This is a genomic window from Chryseobacterium luquanense (assembly GCF_026460945.1).
In the GTDB taxonomy this organism is placed as follows: domain Bacteria; phylum Bacteroidota; class Bacteroidia; order Flavobacteriales; family Weeksellaceae; genus Chryseobacterium; species Chryseobacterium luquanense.
Window position 1 is genome coordinate 225548 of the sequence record NZ_JAOVZV010000003.1, and the last position, 19229, is coordinate 244776.

Consider the following 19229-nt stretch of genomic DNA (forward strand, 5'->3'; position numbering starts at 1 on the left):
TGGTAATAAATAATAAGGCATCACAAAATTACTTATTACTCATGACCAATTACTCATATTTAATGTTTAAGTTCTAATTTCTCTTTACTGTTTGCTCTTACTTGTTTTGTAAGTTCAGGATTTTCAGATAATTTTTGACCGTAAGAAGGAATCATTTCCAGCAACTTATCTTTCCATTCATCATGAAGTTTTTCAGGAAAACATTTTTCTAAAACATTTAACATTGCGTAAACAGCTGTTGAAGCTCCAGGAGAAGCTCCTAAAAGAGAGGCAATTGTTCCTTTATCATTTACAACGACTTCAGTTCCGAATTCTAACTTCCCTCCATTTTTTTCATCTTTTTTGATAATCTGAACACGCTGTCCTGCAACTTTCAATTCCCAATCTTCTTCTTTCGCATCTTTTACAAACTCCCTTAGATGCTGAATTCTCTGAGCTTTTGTCATCGCAACCTGCTGAATCAGATATTTCGTCAACGGAATATTGTGCCACCAAGCTCCAAATAATGAACGAAGATTTTTTGTATTGACACTTTCAGGTAAATCGAGATAACTTCCTTCTTTTAAAAATTTAGTAGAAAAACCAGCGAACGGACCGAAAAGCAATGCTTTTTTACCATCAATAATTCTTAAATCCAAATGTGGAACCGACATTGGAGGTGCATCAACGGTTGCCTGAGTGTAAACTTTCGCCTGATGTTGCTCTACCAATTCCTGATTATGCGTAACGAGCCATTCTCCGGAAACCGGAAAACCACCATAACCTTCACTTTCTTTAATATCCGAACTGTCGAGTAACGGCAATGCATAACCTCCCGCTCCAATGAAAACAAAATCGGCAACAACCTCCTGTTTATGTCTGTTAATACGGTCTTTTACTTTCATTTCCCACTTTCCGTCTTCTCTTGGATCGATATCTTTTACTTCATGATACAGGAAAACTTCCACGTGAGAATCTTCCAAAAGATGACGTCCCATTTTTCTTGTAAGGCTTCCGAAATTTACATCAGTTCCCAAATCCATTTTTGTGGCAGCTAAAACTTCAGATTGATTTCTTTTACTCATTACCAAAGGAATCCATTCTCTTAGTTTATTGTGGTCAGTAGAGAATTCCATATCTGAAAACAATGGTGAATCTTTCATTGCTTCATGCCTTTTCTGAAGATATTCTGCATCTTTTTCACCAAAAACCAAACTCATGTGCGCACAAGAATTGATAAACTCCTGCGGATTTTGAATATATTTTTTATCTATTAAATAAGACCAAAACTGTTTTGAAATTTCAAACTGTTCTGCAATTTTTTCAGCTTTTGAAATATCAACCGTTCCATCTTCTTTTTCGGGAGTATAATTGAGTTCACAAAATGCAGAATGCCCTGTTCCGGCGTTATTCCAGGCTGCGGTGCTTTCTTTGGCAAACCTTCCAAGCCTTTCAAAAATTGCTATATCTAAATTGGGATCAAACTCATGAAGTAAAGTGGCTAAAGTAACACTCATAATTCCTCCTCCAATCAATACCACATCATATTTTGGTTTGGGAGTTCTGTTTATAATTTGCTGTGACATTCTGTGAAATTTTATACTAATTTCGGGAAAAGTTTTAGATTAACAGGGATATTTAATGATTTTTAACATCGGAATTTACATCTGAAAATAACGGCGTTTTCTGGTAAAATACTCATATTATTTCAAAAATAAACTGTGAGTTTAAGAAAAAAAATATAATAAATGGGGCAATTTAAACGATCAAATGAAATCCTCGAAAGGATTATAATAAAAGCTCCCGTCGATTTACACAAATCCACGAGAGCTTTTAGAAAAAGCAGGCCTGCAATTTTGAAAAGCTCGCCTGCTTTTTAATTTTGCTTAGTTAGCTTTTTATTCAAACAGTTTTAAGAATGAATTATGATAATATTTTAACTATTAATCAAGCTTTGTTGTCAGTTTTTTAAACTGTTTTTCGGCATTTTTTCCTTCGTATAAGATTCCGTAAATGGTATCGATAATAGGAAGTTTTAAGCCTTTTTCTTTAGATGTTTTATAAATGGAATCTGCTGCGTAATATCCTTCCGCAATCATGTTCATCGACTGGATCGCGGATTTTACCGTATAACCTTTTCCAATTAAATTTCCTAAGTTTCTGTTTCTTGAAAATAATGAATATGCCGTAACGAGCAAATCTCCCAAATAAGCACTTTCGTTGACATCTCTAGGTGCTTCATAAATAGCTTCAAGGAAAATTTCCATCTCACGGATGGCATTTGAAACGAAAACCGCAGTAAAGTTGTCTCCGTAACCTAAACCGCTTGCAATTCCGGCTCCAATGGCGAAAATATTTTTTAGTATTGCACTATACTCGTTTCCTAAAATATCTTTACTTGACTGTACTTTTATAAAATCTGAATTGAAAATATCTACCAATTTTTGAGAAGTTTCGTCTTCAACAGTTGCAACGGTAAGATAAGAAAGTCTTTCCATCGCCACCTCTTCTGCGTGACAAGGTCCTGCAATTACTGCTTGATTTCTAAAACCAATCTGAAATTCTTCTTTCAAATAATGTGCAACCACATCGTTCACTTTAGGAATAATCCCCTTAATTGCAGAAACGAAAATTTTATCTTTATAGTCGCAATTCATTTTATCTAAAGTATCGGAAAGATAAATAGATGGAGTTGCCAAAACAACAATATCACAAGCTGTAACGAGCTCGTTAACATCTGTTGTCAGTTTTAAATTTTTAAGATTAAAATTTACTGCTGTAAGATAGGTAGGATTGTGTCCTCGAAGTTCAATTGCTCCTTTTACAAACTCATTTCTCACGCACCAATGTACGGTTTTACAGTTTTCAACAAGCATTTTTACGATTGCCGTTGCAAAACTTCCGCTACCCACAACGCCTACTTTGACATCGTTTTTGGTATTTTTTGCAGTTGAAGAATCTGAGCTGATTTTCTTTTTCGCCATAATTGAAATTGATGTGCAAATATATTAAAACAAAGAAATATCAGAAATTATGCCATCAAATTATCAACCTTATTTTTAAAATTTAACATTCTCACACAATTAAACAATTAAAAGACCGTTTATTAGAAGTATTTATAAATTTTCGTTAAGAATAATGCCAAAAGTTTATTTTTAACTAAATTTGCACCCTTAAAACCTTTTTTAAATTCTAAGAGAAAGAAAAATGAAGAAATTTTTAGGAAGCAAAAAGAAAGTAACAGTCCTGATTGGGGGACTTTCACTTGTCGTTTTTGCACAAAGTATTTTCATTGCCAAATTGTTTTCGGAAAAAGACAACAGAAACTATGAAGTAAATTTGGTAAAAATTAATACAGAAAAAGACAGCGTTGATTATCTGAAAATGAAAACCGATCTAGGTTTAGTAGATCAAACAGTTTCACAACTCAATTCTTTTTTGAAATCAAAAGATATTAAGAACGAAAAACTAATGGTTCTTGATAATGACAGTATCTCAAACTCAATTTATCTGGCAAAACAATCAAACAGATACAGTGAATATCTGATGAATCTTCAGGAAAAACTAATGCAGGTTCCTTTGGGAATGCCGACTGAAGGTTATATTTCGTCAAATTTCGGAATCAGAAAAAATCCTATTCCTTTTAAAACGGTTTTTGCTTCTGTAAAACCAATTGCAGAGTCAAATGCAAATGTTGTAGCAGCTACTTCTAAGCCTGAAGTAAAAGCTGTACCGGTAGAAAAAATCATTGAAGTAACCGACAGCTACGGAAATAAAAGGGAAGTAAAAGTAATGGTCACTCCAAAAACTGCGAGTACAGCAGTTTCTGCTCCGGTAAATTCAACTGCAAAAAATGCAGTTGCGTCTAAAGTTCCAACTGAAAAGAATAATGCTCCTGCAGAAGCTGATCAGATGCAGTTTCACAAAGGTTTGGATATTGCCGTAGCTTTCGGATCTGATGTTGTAGCAACTGCAGCCGGAACTGTGATTTTTTCTGGGCAGAAAGGCGGTTACGGAAATTGCGTAATTGTTTCCCACGGAAATGGCTTGGCAACACTTTACGGACATCTTTCGCAACTGGTTGCAAGAACCAATGAAAAAGTGAAAGTTGGACAAGTTATCGCAAAATCAGGAAACTCAGGACGTTCTACAGGACCACATTTGCATTATGAAGTGCATAAAAACAATTCGCCTGTGAACCCTAAATTGTTTATGAATTTATAATTTAATTGTTAGTAAAAAGCTTCGGCGGCACCTTTGGTGCCGCCGAAGCTTTTTTGACTATCTTATTATTTGAACCATTTTCATCGAGTTTACCAGATACTTAGAATTCCACCACTTCATTGCTCTTTAAAAGTTCAAAGCAAAACATCAAATTAATAAGCTGCAGTAAATCTTTCACGAATATGATTATTCTGTTCCAATTCATCAACCAAAACAACGGCAACATCTTCTACAGAAAGTACACTTCTTCCCTCTTCATTAAAAACAGGATTTTCAAGAGCAGTTCTGTATTTTCCAGTTCTGATTCCTGCAGTTCCTTGATGCATTTCAATTGCTGGGCTAAAGAATGTCCAATCTAATGTTGTATTTTCCTTAATTTTATTCAAATAATCTCTTGCTGCAGTTGCACCTGGTTTGATATCCGCAGGAAAATCAGGTCCGTCAACCAATTGATTTCCGTCGATAAACAAACTTCCTGCTCCACCAACCGTAATGAATCTTTTTACACCCGATTTTTCAACAGCTTTTTCGATATTGATTGATCCGTTTAAGAAATCATTATAAAGATTAGGATTCGTCCATCCTGCATTGAATGTATTGATTACCGCATCGTTTCCTTTTAAAGCTTCTGCTAGATCTTCAACATTATTTATGTCGATACTTTTTGCTTTTACATTTTCTGTTTCATTTACTTTTGAAGCGTCTCTTACGATTGCTTCTACTTCAAAACCTCTGTTTGATAATTCTTTTACGACTTGTGTTCCCACAAAACCGGTTGCTCCGATTACTGCTACTTTTTTGTTCATACTTTTTTTATTTATTTTTCAATGAATTCACAAACCTTTCGGTTTCATTTGATACTATTTTATTTAAATTGTAATAATTTTTGTTACATTTTAGATTAAAAAATTTTTATGTAAACTGTTCTGTAAACTCTTTTAAAGTTTTATTTCCTAAAAATTTTAGAACCAGTTGATCTGTTTCGCCAAACAAAACATTGAGATGACTGTTGATATTTCTCCCTACAGTACAAACAGGATTCGGGTTATTGTTTCTTTTACCTAAAACTTCAGTATTTTTCACCGCTAAATAAATATCAGAAATAGTTATTAAATCTGAGCTTTTTGCCAACTGAGTCCCTCCTACTTTCCCTTGTCTGCTAATAATTAAACCTGCTTCTTTTAAAATACCAATTTCTTTACGAACAATCACAGGATTAATATTAATACTCCCCGCCATCCATTCGGAAGTGAGCCAATCTTGCGGACTTTCCGCCAATAAAGTCATAATATGTATTGCCGTGGCAAATCTTGTATTGTTCATCGTAATTACTCTGCAAATATACAAATATTTTAATTGTAACAGAATTAATTACAATTAAAAAAATTATATAATTGTAATTAATTCCAGAAAATTATTGAACTAAATTTTTTATTAAATTTTTAAATATGAAAGTCGTAATATTCAGATCATTTATTATTTATGGTTATAGCTAAGAACTTCACTCATAATCCAATTGCCCTCTTTTTTTGTCCAGACTGTTGTGAATTTAGCATGACCACCCAAAATATCTTTTTTGTTTTTTTCACGAATAAAAAATTGATGCTCTCCAGTTTGTATTGCTCCATACAAAATGCCGTTATCGTACAAAGGAAAAACTTCCAAACTACTTTCAACAACTTTACGAATTGGTTTTTGGTTCGGATTTGAACAAATATTTTGTTTTGTTCTTTCCATGAATAGTTTCTTATCCTGAAAACCTCCGTTGTCATGATAGAATTTCAAATTATCATCCATTTTCTTTTCTAAAAAAGCAATATCACAATTATTAAATCCACGTTCGAAAAAAATACTGTCTTCCTTTTTCAATTCTAAAAATAATGGGGAATTTCTTTCTATTTGAGCACTTAAACTTCCAAAGAAAAAGAAGAGAATAAAAACACTGATGTTAAGATTTTTTGTCATTGAATTATTTTTCACAAAGATTCAGAATAAATCAAATTTAATTCAAAAAATAAGCCCGACAAAAACCCGACAATTAACTTTTAAACTTATATAATACTGAAATCCAACCTATAACACAGGCGTTGCTGTTTATCAATTTCGTAAGCATTTCTCAAAATAATAAAAACATTTATCAAAGTTAAAGCAATCATTGTCAACATAACGGAGGTTGAACCTAACTTTAATAAAGCCACAATCATGAAGATTATCGGAGAAATAATGGCTAAAAATATCTGGAGAGAAATAATCTGTTTTACAATTTGAGATTTCTGTTTTGTAAATAACATGATCGATAATGGCAACAAAAAATTAACGATTGGAAACCACGCAAAAGGTATCGATGAGAGATTAATAATTTTGACTAAACTGTAATTAATATCATCTTTATTTTCTACTTCTTGAACTTTTTCGTCAATACCATTACTTATTTCTTCCACAGAAAGAATCGGAATTAATAAATCTTTTTCACTAATCTCCAGAGTTGCAGCCAGAGTTTTTAGTGTATACCCTTTTGGGCTGGTTCCTGCTTCAATTCTTTGAATCGTTCTTACAGAAATTCCAGATTTTTCGGCTAATTCTTCCTGAGTCAGATTTTGTTGTTCTCTGATTTTTTTTAATTCAGACATTCTTTAAAATAGATTAAAGCAAAATTACAGATTCAAATCTCTATTAATCAATATGCTTAAAAATTTAATAGCATAAAAATTTATTTAAACGCAAAGTTCACAAAGTTTTTTTGACTACTAACAGTTTTTATGCTACACAAAGGCGTTGTACTTAAATAAGATCACAAAGACTTCTTAACATCAAAGTTGAAGTTTAGAAAATGATATTCAAAATTATAAAATCAATTTATCTAAATCTAAAAGCAGATAATTAATCGTCTGATTAATTGTACGAGTTGCCGACTGCATTTGATTGAGCATTGCAGCACGATTATGAAGATCATCGGCTCTATAGAGACCTCCATCTTTGAAAATTACCGACTGATCTGCTGCATTTTTATCATCGTCAAACTGGTAATGCAACCATCTTTCTTTCATACTCGAAATAATAGAATGCTTTTCTTTGTTGGAAAACCTTTTCTCACTGTACATATACCAAATAAAAGGTGGAAAATTGGGAGACTCTAATTTTTCATGCCAAATGTCTCTCAATAAATTTCTTTGATGGATAAATTCTACTTTTTTACCTTTCGGATTTAAAGTTGCCAAACCAAAACCAGCTCCTAAAGCTCCTCCGGTAATATCAATTGCACTGCTCCAAGCATCATCTTTCACAATTCCACCCGCAATTGAAGCAACGGCTCCGGCTGCAATTGAATATAAAATAAGTTTATTATTTCGGGAATCATTTAAATTATCAACATAATTTCCGATTTGAGCAACACGTTCACCTTCACAGTCAAATTCTGCTGCAACGGCATCCAATTCAGTCAAAGCGATGGTAATTTTGCTGTTGATTTTCATTTTCAACTGCAAAACTTTGACTTGGGAACTTAAAGAAGAATCTTTTTTAAGCTTCATAATTTCATTCACTTCATCCAAATTATCCAAAGCATTTAAAACCAAAATACTCTGATCAGAAAAAATAGTTTTTAATTGTCGGTTGGCCGAAATAATAGAATCTGAATTGTATGAAGGCAGTTTTTCTTCATAATTATACTTGAAAGGCGCTTTACAATAGCTGTCTCTCAAAGTCAGAATATTTTGTTTGATGGTCTGATTTTTCTTTGAAACACACGAAGTCATCAGAATAAAAGCAGTACAAAAAAAATATATTTTTTTCATTCAAAAACTAATTAAAAAATTACCAACAAATACTAAGATAGCACAAATAAAAAAATTCACCTGAAAACAGATGAATTTTAATTTATTTTTAAGGATAAAATTATTTAATCTCCAACAATTCCACCTGAAAAACCAACGTAGAATTTGGTCCGATTTCTTTACTGATTTGCTGATCTCCGTAAGCCAAATGAGGTGGAATAATTAATCTCCACTTACTTCCGACAGGCATTAATTGTAAAGCTTCTGTCCAACCTTTAATTACCTTATTTAAAGGAAATGAAGCCGGAGTTCCTCTTTTTACAGAGCTGTCGAAAACTTTTCCGGCAATTGTAGTTCCGTGATAATGGCATTTTACAGTTGATTTAGGACCTGGTTTTGCGCCGTTTCCTTCAGTGATAATTTCATACTGCAATCCGCTTGGTAACTGAACTACACTTTCTCTTTTACCATACTCAAACATATATTCCTGACCATCTTTCAGGTTTTTCTCTGCCAATTCCTTCTTTTTCTTAAATAACAAATCTGCTACTCCCATAATTTTTTTTACAAAGATAAGGTTTACATTATTATGAGCAATTAGTAATGGAATATAGGAAATTAAATTCTAAAACTAGGTTTACAAATAATTAATTGGCTTTAATGGCTATTTCCAATTATCAGACTCTCAGAATTTTACAAAGCTTCCATTTACAACACAATAAACCTTAAAAAATGTTTAATATTCTCGTAACCTAGAATTAAAAACTTGGCGTTATCATTGACTTTTAAAAACTATATGCCGAATCCGCTAAGATATAATAAGAACTTTGAAAAATTGAGCTATGAAGAGAAACAACTTCTAGAAGAAACAAAAAAAAGTATTGCCGATTTTGTAGAGTATTCATCTTCAATAAGTGACGTTAATTATGCAACGAGAAATGCGCACGCCAAAACTTATGCAGTTTTAAAAGGTGAATTTATCATTAATAAAGATATTCCGGGAGATTTAAAATATGTTTTCGATAGCGAGAAATACGAAATCATTGCAAGATTGTCTAATGCTCATTTAAAAATAAACAAAAACAAAAGAGATATTCCAGCGTATGGCTTTTCGATTAAAATAAAAGACGAGTCAGGAAGAACGATTTCCAATTATCCTTTGGTGAATTTTCCATTATTTCCGGTGAATTCTGTTTCTATATTCCTAAAACTTTTCACTTCTTTAAATCGATTTTTTCTAAAAAAATGGAGTAATTTAATTCCTTTATTAAAACAGATTTACAAAGTTATTCCTTCAACATTAAATACTTCGTTCCTAAAAAATGTGTGGAAATTTATTCTAACTAAGAACAATTTCATGCTCTCTTTTGATTATCATTCTGTTGGAGCGTATCGTTTTGATGACAAAATGATTAAAATTAAAATTAGTCCTAGAAACGTTCAGAAAAATTTCGGCAGAAGAAATTCAGTGAAAGAATCGGTCGAAAATTTTTGTCGAACTCAGGATTATTTAGCAGATGTCTTTATTCAGTTTTGTTATGATTTAAAAGATCAGCCCATTAATAAACTCAATGTAGAATGGAAAAACTCTCCTTTCATTAAAATCGGAGAAATAAAAATTGACAAGAATTCATTGCTTAATCCAAGTAATTGCGAGAATGAATTGTTGTCATTTAACCCTTTTGAAAGTGCAGAAATTTTCCAACCTGTAGGAAAAATTCAGAAATTGAGAGATGAAGCTTATAAAGTTTCGCTTCAGACTAGGAAGAAGATTAATAAATTGTTGAAATATAAGTGATGTTGATTGTTTTTGGTTGATGGTTGTTAGAAATGTGAATGGTGAATTTTGCTTCGCAAGTGAATTGTCAATTTTAAACTGATGAAATTTTAGAAATAAAAAAAGCTTTACGATCTGTAAAGCCTTTCTATATTAATTTTATTATTAGTTATTCTTTTACTTCATCATCTTTCTTATCCGGAAACATGATTGAAATAAGTACCGAAAGCACCAAAACTCCACCTACAATTCCTAATGAAACCGGAGATGTAATGTGATACCAAGGTGCAATTAACATTTTGACACCAATAAATGCTAAAATAATCGCTAAACCATAAGGCAATTTGCTGAACATATGAATGAAATTCGCCAACAAGAAATATAAAGATCTTAATCCTAAAATAGCAAAAATATTCGACGTATAAAGGATAAACGGATCATTTGAAATCGCAAAAATCGCCGGAATAGAATCTACTGCAAAAAGTACATCTGTAAATTCAATTACCGCAACAACAACCAATAATGGTGTTGCCATTTTTACTCCATTCTGTACAGTGAAAAATTTATCCCCAACGTAATTATCTGAAACTTTCCAGAAACTTTTGATCAATTTTGCACCTGCTGTATCGCTATAATCTTCATCGTCATCGTCACCACCGTCACCCCAAGATTTGATTCCTGCATAAATTAAGAATAACCCAAAAAGCGTCATTACAACGTTGATTCTTACAGCGTGACCGAAGATATTCATCTCAGGTAAATACGTTAAATCAATCAATTCAACTCCTGCAAAAATAAAGATTGCCCTGAAAATTAAAGCTCCTATGATTCCCCAGAATAAAACTTTATGATGCAAGAATTTCGGCACTTTAAAGAATCCAAAAACCAAGATAAATACGAAGAGATTATCTACGGAAAGCGCTTTCTCAATCCAGTAAGCCGCTTGATATTGAGTAAATTTCTCTACAGCTAAACTATGACTTTCCGGAGTTCCATCGGTATTGAAAACCCAGTATACAACTCCCGAAAAAATCATCGATAAGGAAATCCATACCACAGACCAAATCGTAGCTTCTTTTGAAGAAACTTCATGGCTTTTTTTATTGAAAACTCCTAAATCGAGAAGTAGCATGATCACAACCGTGACCGCAAATCCCCACACCAAACCAGGGTGCAGCTCTAAAATACTTTGATGTTGTTCCACTTTAATTTTGTTTATTATATGATAAAAGCAATAGCCGTAAATATACAGCTATTGCTTATTATTGAGTGTCTAAAATAATACAATTTCAGACATTATGGTATGATTTTACAAATATTTTTCCTGAACAGTTTTTACGGTCTGTTCTAATTTTTTATCTGAAGTAGCATCTCCGATTGCATTGAATTTCCATTCACCATTTCTCTTGTAGAAAACACCCATAACCATTGAAACATGACCGCTGAAAGATTTATCATTCGCAATGTCATATTTTGCAAAAACTTCTCTTACGTTGGTAGGAGTTCCTTCATAAATTCTGATTGAAGCAAAAGGAATAGTTCCAAAATCCTGACCTTTGTAGCTGTGTAAAACCATCGCAACATGCTCTACATTCGCATCAAGATTAGAGAAATCAACTGTTATCACTTCATTATCCAACCCGTCATCTCCATTTACGTCTCCAGTTAAATCATCACCGCTGTGTCTTACAGAAGCATTTTTAGATTTTAGGTTTCCGAAATAAATAACTTCAGTCATATTTTTGTTGGAATCGTATAAAATACAGCTTCCATCTAAGTCTACAGCTTCTTTTGAAGTTCCACCGAAGAAACTTTTCTTTTCGATTGCTCCCCAATTGATTCCTACGCAAGCTTGGGAAAGTGTCGTTCCGTTTTCTTTCGTAAGGTTTATTCTTTGACCTTTTTGTAAGTTAATAGCCATTATTATATTTTGTTTTTTGTTCTAATTTAAATGATTGATCGTAAAATTCACATTTCACAATTGACCATTCACTTTTTTAATTATTTATATTTAAATTAAGCATTGCGCGAAGAATGTTTGTTTCTTCGTTTACATCAAATATTTTGCTCATAATATCAATGTTTTCGAGATTTCTGAGATAATCTTTTAAAACCAACTCAACATCTTCAGAAAGTGATTTTTTTCTAAACTCCATCGTTTCTTCCAAATCTTCATTCTTTCTTTTTAGTTGATTGATAATTGAAAGCTGGTTTGATTCATTTTCATCTGTATTTAATGATTCTAAATCTTCGTCATCGATCAAATACATTTTCTTTTCTTCAACATTAAAGACAAAATGCTCATCTGACTGAAAAATTTTAAACAATTCATACTCATCTCTTTCAACTCGATAACCACAAACAAAACGAACTTTAAAATTCTGAATATTAAGCTTCCCCAACAATTTTCTTTCAATACAGTAATCCTGATATTGATAAAACGGAACAGAATTAGGCTTTAATATATCTTCGTCAAAATCTGATCTGTAAAATTCAGCAGCATATTTTTTGTGGAAATACAACACATCATTCCAGTTCAGCATCGCTCTGTTTTCTGTAAGATCTTTGTACAGGTTTCTTAAATGTTCAGAGAAAATTCCGCTGTAAATTTTTCTGTCGGTTTCAAAACTATCGTTCTTTTTTTCTTCGAAAGAAGCAATATATCGGTTGTTGATATTAATTTCGTTGATGACAGCCAACAAATCGTTTTCCTTTTTCTTTTTTATTTTGGTCAGCAATTCTATTAAGCTGTCGGTATATTGCAGATGAAAAAGCTCAAGTTTATTGAAATCTAATGTCTGATTTTCATTAAATAAATTATGTATAATATCTGTTTTGATATAAATCGCAATGATATCAACATTTTCAAAGAAATTAGCGAGAAGTTTAAGCCTTGTTAATCTTCTTTTGCTTTGAGACATTATGATTGCAACCTCCTCATTCACCTTTTTACCCTCTTATTAACCTCTGATGTTTGCTTTTAATTCGTGTTCTAAAGTCTGAAGATCCTGATCTAGTTTTCTTCTGCTTTCTGTACCCTGTTTCTGAATCTGTTTTACTTCATTCAACGTGTTGATCAACATTGCAGTCGTTTCTTTCAACGTTTCAGCCGAAACAATAGTCTGTTCGTTTGCTCTCGCTACATTTCTTGAATTTTGCCCCAAACGTTCTGCATTTTTTCTTAAGATATCTTCAGTTGTTTGCGAAACCTTCTGCTGAATCTCGATATTCTGCTGTTGTCTGTGCATTGCAACCGCCAAAGAAAGCTGATTTTTCCAAACCGGTAAAGTTGTTGTAAGAATAGTCTGTGCCTTTTCAGCAATTGAAACATTGTTATTCTGCACCAATCTGATTTGCGGAAGAGACTGCATCATAATTAAACGAACAACCTTCAAATCTGCCAATCTTCTATCTAATCTGTTGATAAAATCTCTTTTATCAGCGATTTGATAATCTGCAAAGTTTTGAACATTCGCTTCCATTTGAGCTAATTCCACAGCCGCTTTTTCCATTCTAAGATTTCCGGCAATCACCAAATCTTCAATTGCTTTAATTGAATTGACGTTGCTATCGAAAATAGTTTGTAAAACTGCATTATCTTTCGTTGAAGTAATGATTCCTGCATTTACTTTATGCGAAATCTGGTCAATATTGCTGGTGATTTTATCGTATTTAGCGAAAAGATTATCAACCTGCGTCAACATTTTTTTCATAAAAGGAATTTTACTTAAAAAACCTTTTACTCCACCATTATTGATTTCGTCAACATCCACATAATTTAGCTCAATCAATAAATTATTAATCAACTCTCCTACCTCACCAGAATTTGATCTTCTTACATTCCCTAAGAAACTATCACTCTGATTAGCAAGAGTTTTCTGTAATTCTGAACCGAAATTAACGATAGATCCGGGATTTGTTTCGTCGATTGCATTGGCAACCATCTCGTACTTTGCACGATCTGCATCCTGAATTTGATTTAAATTTACATTTCCGTCTCTATCCATTAAAACTGCAGGAGCTGCCGGATCAGGTTGAAGAGATTGACTCATAGATGGTGTCGGATCAAAACTTTTCAGTGGTTCAATTGATCCCAGTGGATCGTTTGGGTTATTCTGATTATCCATACTATTGATTATTGATACATTGATACAAATTTCTCAAGACCATCTCTTTGTCCGCTTCCTACCGCTTCAAATTTCCATTCTCCGTTTCTATTGTAGATTCTTCCAAATTCTACGGCAGTTTCGATAGAGAAATCTTCATCTAATTCATACTTCAAAATTTCTTCATTGGTATCTGTATTAAAAATTCTGATGAAAGAATTTCTTACTTGTCCAAAGTTTTGTCTTCTTGTTTCAGCATCGTGAATGGTTACTACAACCGAAATTTCTTTAATTGCAGCATCAATTTTAGTTAAATCAATTTTAATTTGCTCATCGTCACCATCACCATCTCCAGTTAAATTATCACCAGAGTGAATCACTGCTTTGTCCGGAGATTCAAGGTTATTATAAAAAATAAAATGATTATCTGAAACCAATCTTTTGTTATCACCCAATAAAAAAAGTGATGCATCAAGATCGAAAGCACCTCCTGTTGAAGTGTTGTTAGTATCCCAACCTAAACCAACAGTAAATTTTGGTGCGTTTATATTTTCTCTTTGTCCTTTCTGTAAGTTAATTGCCATAATAGATTTCTGTTTGTGTTAAAGTGTTTATGTTATTTTTATATTCTTTTATTAAATGATAATTGTTGCTAATTGCAAGCTCAATTAAGTCATCTGTATGTTGTTTTTTTATTTTAGACGTAAGATAATCAAAATTACTTGAATCTAAGCCCAAAATATACTTTACGATTCTTGTATTGAACTGAAAACTTTCTTTAGACATTACTTCTGCCACGTCTTTCACATCTTTTACTGTGTAATAATTAAAGAAATTTTCAATCTTCGGATCAATATCAAAATTCGTTAATTCAGCATAATACATAAAAAGAAAATCTGCGTTTACAGCATATTGATTCAATATTTTATTCACGGTAAATTCATGGCTTCCCGTGATTTTAATATCATCGATAAAAATGCAGAGCTTTTCTCTTAAAAAATCTTTGTCAAGATAATAAGTATCATTGGCAATCAGATTTTTGCGATCTTCAAAACTTAGATTTCCGTAATCTGTTGTGTACGTATGATTTCTGTTGATTTTTGAAATAATACTCGACTTTTTTCCTTTTTGAAAAAGATAAAAATCAAGGTGTTTTTTAAAATAAAAACAAAGAAAATTCGAAGCTGTAGGGATTGCCATGTAAGGACTCGGCAGAACAACAATTTCTTTTTCTGTATCTAAAATTTCAGGATGACTAGAAATAAAACCGTCAAAAAGTTCTTTTGCAAACTTCTCAGCATAAAATTTGTCGCCATATTTGAAATAACTGTATTCTGCAGGCGAAAATGTAAAATCGTCTGCGGAATCTATCTTATGTAAACTGTAACGTTTGTTCATAATTATATCTTGTGTTTTAAGAGGTGTGCACTGAATCCGAAATCTTTTGCGCCTTTGTAATCAGCAATCGGATTATCACCGATATGCAAAATCTTTTCCAATTGTAAATTTTTGTTTTTAATTTGATTTTTCACTTCCTGAAAAACAAAAGGATTTGGTTTCGAACATTTTATTTCATCAGAATAAATATGAAAATCGATATACTGATCAAGATTTTCCTCAATCAGAAATTTTCTCATTGTAGTTCCTTTGATAAAACCAGTGTTGCTCAAAATATTAATTGTTTTTCCTTGATTTTTAATTTCATCAAAAAAATGATGAAGTTCCTTAAAAATAACAACAGGTTTATACTCTAAAAACAAGTCTTCACTTTTTTGATAAAATTCATTTAAAACATCTTTATTTAATTGTTTTAGATCAATATTTAACGAACCTAAAATCAATAAATAGATTTCAAAAGTGTCAACATTGCCGCCAATTACTTCGTTAATAGAATTACAAAGATCATCATAATATTTCACCGTTTTAGCAACTTCTTCAATCGGTTTTTTAACATCAAAAAATGATGAGAAAAGCTCAACTCTTTTTGTCTTAAATTCAGGATGAGACTTTATTAAAGTAAGCCATAGATCAAAAGAAAAATGATCATGGTTTTGAATATCGATATCTGTTTTCAAAATAATTTAAGTTAATAGTTTAAGCTTTTATTGAAAAAGATTGGTTTTAAGGTTACAATTTTTTTTGTCATAATTTGTGTTTAAAAATCAATTATTCTCAAAGATAAAATTTTTCATTCAATCTTGATTTTTTTTTAAGATTTTTTAAGATATTATTAAATGTGAATAAAAAAATCTTCATATTTAAAATTTCTCGAATGGTCATTATTTTCACACTTGTAGCAACCCACATTAAATAATTTTAAATAAATGATATTTTTTTAAGAATATTATTAAACAATTCTTCTTTCGATCATTATAAATTTCTAATAAATCATTCAGAATAGAAATTATTTTTAAACAAAATATAATAATTTAAACAATTTTAACTTAAAATCAATAAATAAAAACCAATTATTAAGTAAATAATATATGAATAAATTGTAATAACTACTAAATATTCAAAACTTATAACTACATTTGAAAAACCATTAAAAAATTAATACTTATGAAAAGAATCTTTCTACTATCTTCAGTTCTATTTTCTTTATTCGCAAAAGCACAAATACCAACCTATGTTCCTGCTTCGGGATTAGTAGCATGGTGGGGGTTTACAGGCAGTGCAATCGATTACAGTGGTAATTCGAATGACTTAACGGTAACCGGAGCAACACTTACTGCAGACAGAAATGGTACTGCAAACGCAGCATATTCCTTTAATGGAACAAGTGCTTTTCTTACAAAATCATCATTATCTTATAATTTTGCACAAGCCGGAACTTATTCTATTTCGTTTTGGATGAAAAAAACCGGGAATTCTGAAGGCGTAGCCATGATGAGCGGCTCAAACACTTCAGGAAATTTTATTTGGCTTCTTCAATGTGATGCTACAAAAACTATTTTCGGAACCAACAAACAGGGAGAATCCTGGACCTGGGCAAACGGACCTAATTATTCTACTACAGCATGGGAACACTTTGTTGCAGTTTATAATAATCAAACAATGCAGCTTTACAAAAATGGAACTTTGGTATCGACATCAACTAATACATATACAGGATCCATATCAGCAGCAATGCCTTTCTATATTGGAAGAGCAATTGGCGGCGGTTATATTGCGGCAAGTATCGATGATGTAGGAATTTGGAGCAGAGTTCTTACCACAACTGAAATCAGCCAATTATACAACAGTACGCTTTCAACTAACGACACAAAATCTACAAAATCGAATGTAAGTATCGCTCCCAATCCTGTGAGTGACATTTTATTTGTAAACATTCCTTTAAAAGGTAAAAACACTTATAAAATTATTGACATTAACGGAAGAATTGTACTTTCCGGAGAATTCAATGATTCAAAAATTAATGTTTCTTCATTAAATAAAGGAGCTTATTTCCTTGATATTGAAGGAATTTCAAGTTTTAAATTTATTAAAAAATAATACTATCTAAAAGCAATACTGTCTCATTAAATCTGAGATGGTGTTGCTTTTCAAAAAACATTAAATAACAAACTATTTTTCCGGCATTACTTTATAAGTCGGGTCTTCCTGAATATTTACTTCAATTACCGCTTCAGCATTTTTCAACATTTTTATTGAATCTTCACTTAAATGTTTTAAATGAAGTTTTTTATCGAGTTCTGCATATTTTTTTGATAATTTATTTACAGCCTCGATTGCGCTCATATCTACAATTCGACTTTCTTTGAAATCTATGACAACTTCGTTTGGATCGTTTGCAGGATCAAATTTATCTGTAAAAGTTGTTACTGAACCGAAAAATAACGGTCCGGAAATTTCGTAATATTTAATTCCATTTTCATCAATATACTTTCTCGCACGAATTCTTTTCGCATTATCCCAAGCAAAAACCAAGGCGGAAATAATTACTCCAACCAAAACAGCCAATGCTAAATTGTGAAGAACAATCGTAATTAAAGCAACTGTAATTCCAACAAAAATATCAGATTTCGGCATTTTGTTTATAATTCTAATCGAGACCCACTGAAAAGTACTTATTGCCACCATCATCATTACGCCAACCAAAGCTGCCATCGGAATTTTTTCAATGAAAGGCGCTCCTACCAAAATGATTATTAAGATTGTAATCGATGCAATTATTCCTGATAACCTGGCTCTTGAACCCGCATTTAAATTAACCAAAGTTTGGGCAACCATTGCACAACCTCCCATCCCACCAAAAAATCCGTTGGTAATATTAGCTAAACCTTGAGCAACAGATTCTTTATTTGCACTTCCTTTTGAATTTGTGATTTCGTCAACCATCGATAAAGTTAAAAGTGATTCAATTAAACCAACTCCTGCCATAATTATGGCATAAGGAAAAATAATTTGTAACGTTTCAAGGGAAAATGGAATCTTAGGAATTTGAAAACTTGGAAGACTTCCACTGATGTGAGCAATATCTGCAACTGTTTTTGTATTAATTCCAAAACCTAGAACAATCCCGAAAATAATAACAATAGCAACCAGAGAAGCCGGAATAACTTTTGTAATTTTAGGAAAAAAGTAAACAATTACAATCGTTAAAGCAGTAAGCCCAACCATTATATACAAAGAAGCACCTTGTAACCAACCAACAACTCCATTTGCATCAATTATTTTAAATTGTTCAACTTGTGCCATAAAAATAATGACCGCCAAACCATTTAAGAAGCCATACATTACGGGTTGAGGAATTAATCTTACAAATTTCCCGAGCTTGAAAACTCCGACCAATAATTGAAAAATTCCTGCCAGAACTACTGTTGCGAAAAGATATTCTACACCATGAGTTTTTATTAAGGCAATTAAAACAACAATTGTCGCTCCTGCTCCACCAGAAACCATTCCAGGACGGCCACCTAAAATTGCAGTAACCAATCCCATCATAAAAGCGGCATACAAACCCGTTAATGGTGAAAGTCCGGCAAGAATTGCAAACGATAAGGATTCCGGAATCATTGTCATTGCAACTGTTAATCCAGCTAAAAGTTCGTTTTTATAATTTATTTTCTTAGTGAAGTCGAATAAAGCTATTGAGCGCATAATAGATATTATAATATTATCAAAAAAAACATAAATTAATTATTAAAACAAAATATAGTTTATTTATATACTATGAGCCTATTTTGCTAAAATTAGTTTTTTTGATAAAGCAAAAATAAGACTTAGGATTCACTAACCAATTTTCTTTTAAAAAATTCAATATTAAAAGAATTGTATATCATTGAAAATCTATAAGAAAGACAACATCGCTATTATTATTTTCTTTTATTGATGGAATTTTAACAATCATTATTCAACATAAATTAA

The 19229-nt window shown here is 31.9% G+C and carries 19 protein-coding genes; 3 read left to right on the top strand and 16 right to left on the bottom strand.

The genetic code is table 11. The features are described from left to right. Positions 1-59: 59 nt before the first annotated feature. Positions 60-1565, bottom strand: coding sequence for a malate dehydrogenase (quinone) (gene mqo, locus OEA66_RS05310; RefSeq protein ID WP_267280408.1), 1506 nt, complete (start codon positions 1563-1565; stop codon positions 60-62). Between the two features lie 357 nt (positions 1566-1922). Continuing rightward, positions 1923-2963, bottom strand: a complete 1041-nt coding sequence (locus OEA66_RS05315; RefSeq protein WP_267280409.1) for an NAD(P)H-dependent glycerol-3-phosphate dehydrogenase — start codon at positions 2961-2963, stop codon at positions 1923-1925. 223 nt (positions 2964-3186) lie between these two features. Between OEA66_RS05315 and OEA66_RS05320 the strand changes: the two genes are divergently transcribed. After that, entirely contained in the window at positions 3187-4203 is a 1017-nt protein-coding gene (locus tag OEA66_RS05320; protein ID WP_267280410.1) for a M23 family metallopeptidase, read from the top strand. Between the two features lie 152 nt (positions 4204-4355). On the opposite strand, the gene OEA66_RS05325 is transcribed toward OEA66_RS05320, so the two are convergent. The 6 genes from OEA66_RS05325 to bamJ all read right to left on the bottom strand — a co-directional run bounded on the left by OEA66_RS05325 (position 4356) and on the right by bamJ (position 8532). After that, entirely contained in the window at positions 4356-5009 is a 654-nt protein-coding gene (locus tag OEA66_RS05325; RefSeq protein ID WP_267280411.1) for an NAD(P)-dependent oxidoreductase, read from the bottom strand. A 106-nt stretch (positions 5010-5115) separates the two neighbouring features. Then, positions 5116-5526, bottom strand: a complete 411-nt coding sequence (locus OEA66_RS05330; protein ID WP_267280412.1) for an Rrf2 family transcriptional regulator — start codon at positions 5524-5526, stop codon at positions 5116-5118. 153 nt (positions 5527-5679) lie between these two features. Further along, positions 5680-6168, bottom strand: coding sequence for a nuclear transport factor 2 family protein (locus OEA66_RS05335; RefSeq protein WP_267280413.1), 489 nt, complete (start codon positions 6166-6168; stop codon positions 5680-5682). An 86-nt stretch (positions 6169-6254) separates the two neighbouring features. Further along, on the bottom strand, positions 6255-6833 hold the full coding sequence (locus tag OEA66_RS05340; RefSeq protein WP_267280414.1) for a helix-turn-helix domain-containing protein: 579 nt from the start codon (positions 6831-6833) through the stop codon (positions 6255-6257). Positions 6834-7046: 213 nt separating this feature from the next. Further along, positions 7047-7997, bottom strand: a complete 951-nt coding sequence (locus tag OEA66_RS05345; protein ID WP_267280415.1) for a hypothetical protein — start codon at positions 7995-7997, stop codon at positions 7047-7049. 100 nt (positions 7998-8097) lie between these two features. After that, positions 8098-8532 carry a BamJ family beta-barrel-assembly machinery protein gene (gene bamJ, locus OEA66_RS05350; protein ID WP_267280416.1) on the bottom strand — a complete coding sequence of 145 codons (435 nt, stop codon included), beginning with the start codon at positions 8530-8532 and terminating at the stop codon, positions 8098-8100. Positions 8533-8772: 240 nt separating this feature from the next. On the opposite strand from bamJ, the gene OEA66_RS05355 reads away from it, so the two are divergent. Continuing rightward, on the top strand, positions 8773-9774 hold the full coding sequence (locus OEA66_RS05355) for a catalase family protein (RefSeq protein ID WP_267280417.1): 1002 nt from the start codon (positions 8773-8775) through the stop codon (positions 9772-9774). A gap of 148 nt (positions 9775-9922) precedes the next feature. On the opposite strand, the gene OEA66_RS05360 is transcribed toward OEA66_RS05355, so the two are convergent. The 7 genes from OEA66_RS05360 to OEA66_RS05390 form a co-directional block, all read right to left on the bottom strand. Continuing rightward, entirely contained in the window at positions 9923-10957 is a 1035-nt protein-coding gene (locus tag OEA66_RS05360; protein ID WP_267280418.1) for a TerC/Alx family metal homeostasis membrane protein, read from the bottom strand. Positions 10958-11062: 105 nt separating this feature from the next. Next, positions 11063-11674, bottom strand: coding sequence for a TerD family protein (locus OEA66_RS05365; protein WP_267280419.1), 612 nt, complete (start codon positions 11672-11674; stop codon positions 11063-11065). Positions 11675-11750: 76 nt separating this feature from the next. After that, the gene (locus OEA66_RS05370; protein WP_267280420.1) at positions 11751-12698 is read right to left on the bottom strand and encodes a hypothetical protein; all 948 of its coding nucleotides are present in this window, start codon (positions 12696-12698) and stop codon (positions 11751-11753) included. Between the two features lie 15 nt (positions 12699-12713). Then, positions 12714-13880, bottom strand: coding sequence for a toxic anion resistance protein (locus OEA66_RS05375; protein WP_267280421.1), 1167 nt, complete (start codon positions 13878-13880; stop codon positions 12714-12716). Positions 13881-13888: 8 nt separating this feature from the next. Further along, positions 13889-14443: a TerD family protein gene (locus tag OEA66_RS05380; protein WP_267280422.1), complete on the bottom strand. Its 555-nt coding sequence runs from the start codon at positions 14441-14443 to the stop codon at positions 13889-13891. Then, positions 14433-15257, bottom strand: coding sequence for a phosphoribosyltransferase family protein (locus tag OEA66_RS05385; protein WP_267280423.1), 825 nt, complete (start codon positions 15255-15257; stop codon positions 14433-14435). Before OEA66_RS05385 ends, OEA66_RS05380 begins: the two co-directional genes overlap by 11 nt. 2 nt (positions 15258-15259) lie before the next feature. After that, the gene (locus OEA66_RS05390; RefSeq protein WP_267280424.1) at positions 15260-15934 is read right to left on the bottom strand and encodes an HAD family hydrolase; all 675 of its coding nucleotides are present in this window, start codon (positions 15932-15934) and stop codon (positions 15260-15262) included. Between the two features lie 487 nt (positions 15935-16421). Between OEA66_RS05390 and OEA66_RS05395 the strand changes: the two genes are divergently transcribed. Further along, positions 16422-17354: a LamG-like jellyroll fold domain-containing protein gene (locus OEA66_RS05395; RefSeq protein ID WP_267280425.1), complete on the top strand. Its 933-nt coding sequence runs from the start codon at positions 16422-16424 to the stop codon at positions 17352-17354. A 72-nt stretch (positions 17355-17426) separates the two neighbouring features. Here OEA66_RS05395 and OEA66_RS05400 read toward each other — a convergent pair whose 3' ends face one another. Continuing rightward, complete coding sequence (locus OEA66_RS05400; RefSeq protein ID WP_267280426.1) at positions 17427-18962, bottom strand: SulP family inorganic anion transporter; 1536 nt, start codon at positions 18960-18962, stop codon at positions 17427-17429. Positions 18963-19229: the final 267 nt, after the last annotated feature.

Excerpts from the sequence above, each read along its gene's own strand:
- OEA66_RS05335 (WP_267280413.1), bottom strand. The coding sequence starts at position 6,168 with ATGACAAAAAATCTTAACATCAGTGTTTTTATTCTCTTCTTTTTCTTT.
- OEA66_RS05330 (WP_267280412.1), bottom strand. The coding sequence starts at position 5,526 with ATGAACAATACAAGATTTGCCACGGCAATACATATTATGACTTTATTG.
- OEA66_RS05345 (WP_267280415.1), bottom strand. The coding sequence starts at position 7,997 with ATGAAAAAAATATATTTTTTTTGTACTGCTTTTATTCTGATGACTTCG.
- mqo (WP_267280408.1), bottom strand. The coding sequence starts at position 1,565 with ATGTCACAGCAAATTATAAACAGAACTCCCAAACCAAAATATGATGTG.
- OEA66_RS05325 (WP_267280411.1), bottom strand. The coding sequence starts at position 5,009 with ATGAACAAAAAAGTAGCAGTAATCGGAGCAACCGGTTTTGTGGGAACA.
- OEA66_RS05315 (WP_267280409.1), bottom strand. The coding sequence starts at position 2,963 with ATGGCGAAAAAGAAAATCAGCTCAGATTCTTCAACTGCAAAAAATACC.
- bamJ (WP_267280416.1), bottom strand. The coding sequence starts at position 8,532 with ATGGGAGTAGCAGATTTGTTATTTAAGAAAAAGAAGGAATTGGCAGAG.
- OEA66_RS05395 (WP_267280425.1), top strand. The coding sequence starts at position 16,422 with ATGAAAAGAATCTTTCTACTATCTTCAGTTCTATTTTCTTTATTCGCA.
- OEA66_RS05375 (WP_267280421.1), bottom strand. The coding sequence starts at position 13,880 with ATGGATAATCAGAATAACCCAAACGATCCACTGGGATCAATTGAACCA.
- OEA66_RS05385 (WP_267280423.1), bottom strand. The coding sequence starts at position 15,257 with ATGAACAAACGTTACAGTTTACATAAGATAGATTCCGCAGACGATTTT.
- OEA66_RS05340 (WP_267280414.1), bottom strand. The coding sequence starts at position 6,833 with ATGTCTGAATTAAAAAAAATCAGAGAACAACAAAATCTGACTCAGGAA.
- OEA66_RS05355 (WP_267280417.1), top strand. The coding sequence starts at position 8,773 with ATGCCGAATCCGCTAAGATATAATAAGAACTTTGAAAAATTGAGCTAT.
- OEA66_RS05400 (WP_267280426.1), bottom strand. The coding sequence starts at position 18,962 with ATGCGCTCAATAGCTTTATTCGACTTCACTAAGAAAATAAATTATAAA.
- OEA66_RS05365 (WP_267280419.1), bottom strand. The coding sequence starts at position 11,674 with ATGGCTATTAACTTACAAAAAGGTCAAAGAATAAACCTTACGAAAGAA.
- OEA66_RS05380 (WP_267280422.1), bottom strand. The coding sequence starts at position 14,443 with ATGGCAATTAACTTACAGAAAGGACAAAGAGAAAATATAAACGCACCA.
- OEA66_RS05320 (WP_267280410.1), top strand. The coding sequence starts at position 3,187 with ATGAAGAAATTTTTAGGAAGCAAAAAGAAAGTAACAGTCCTGATTGGG.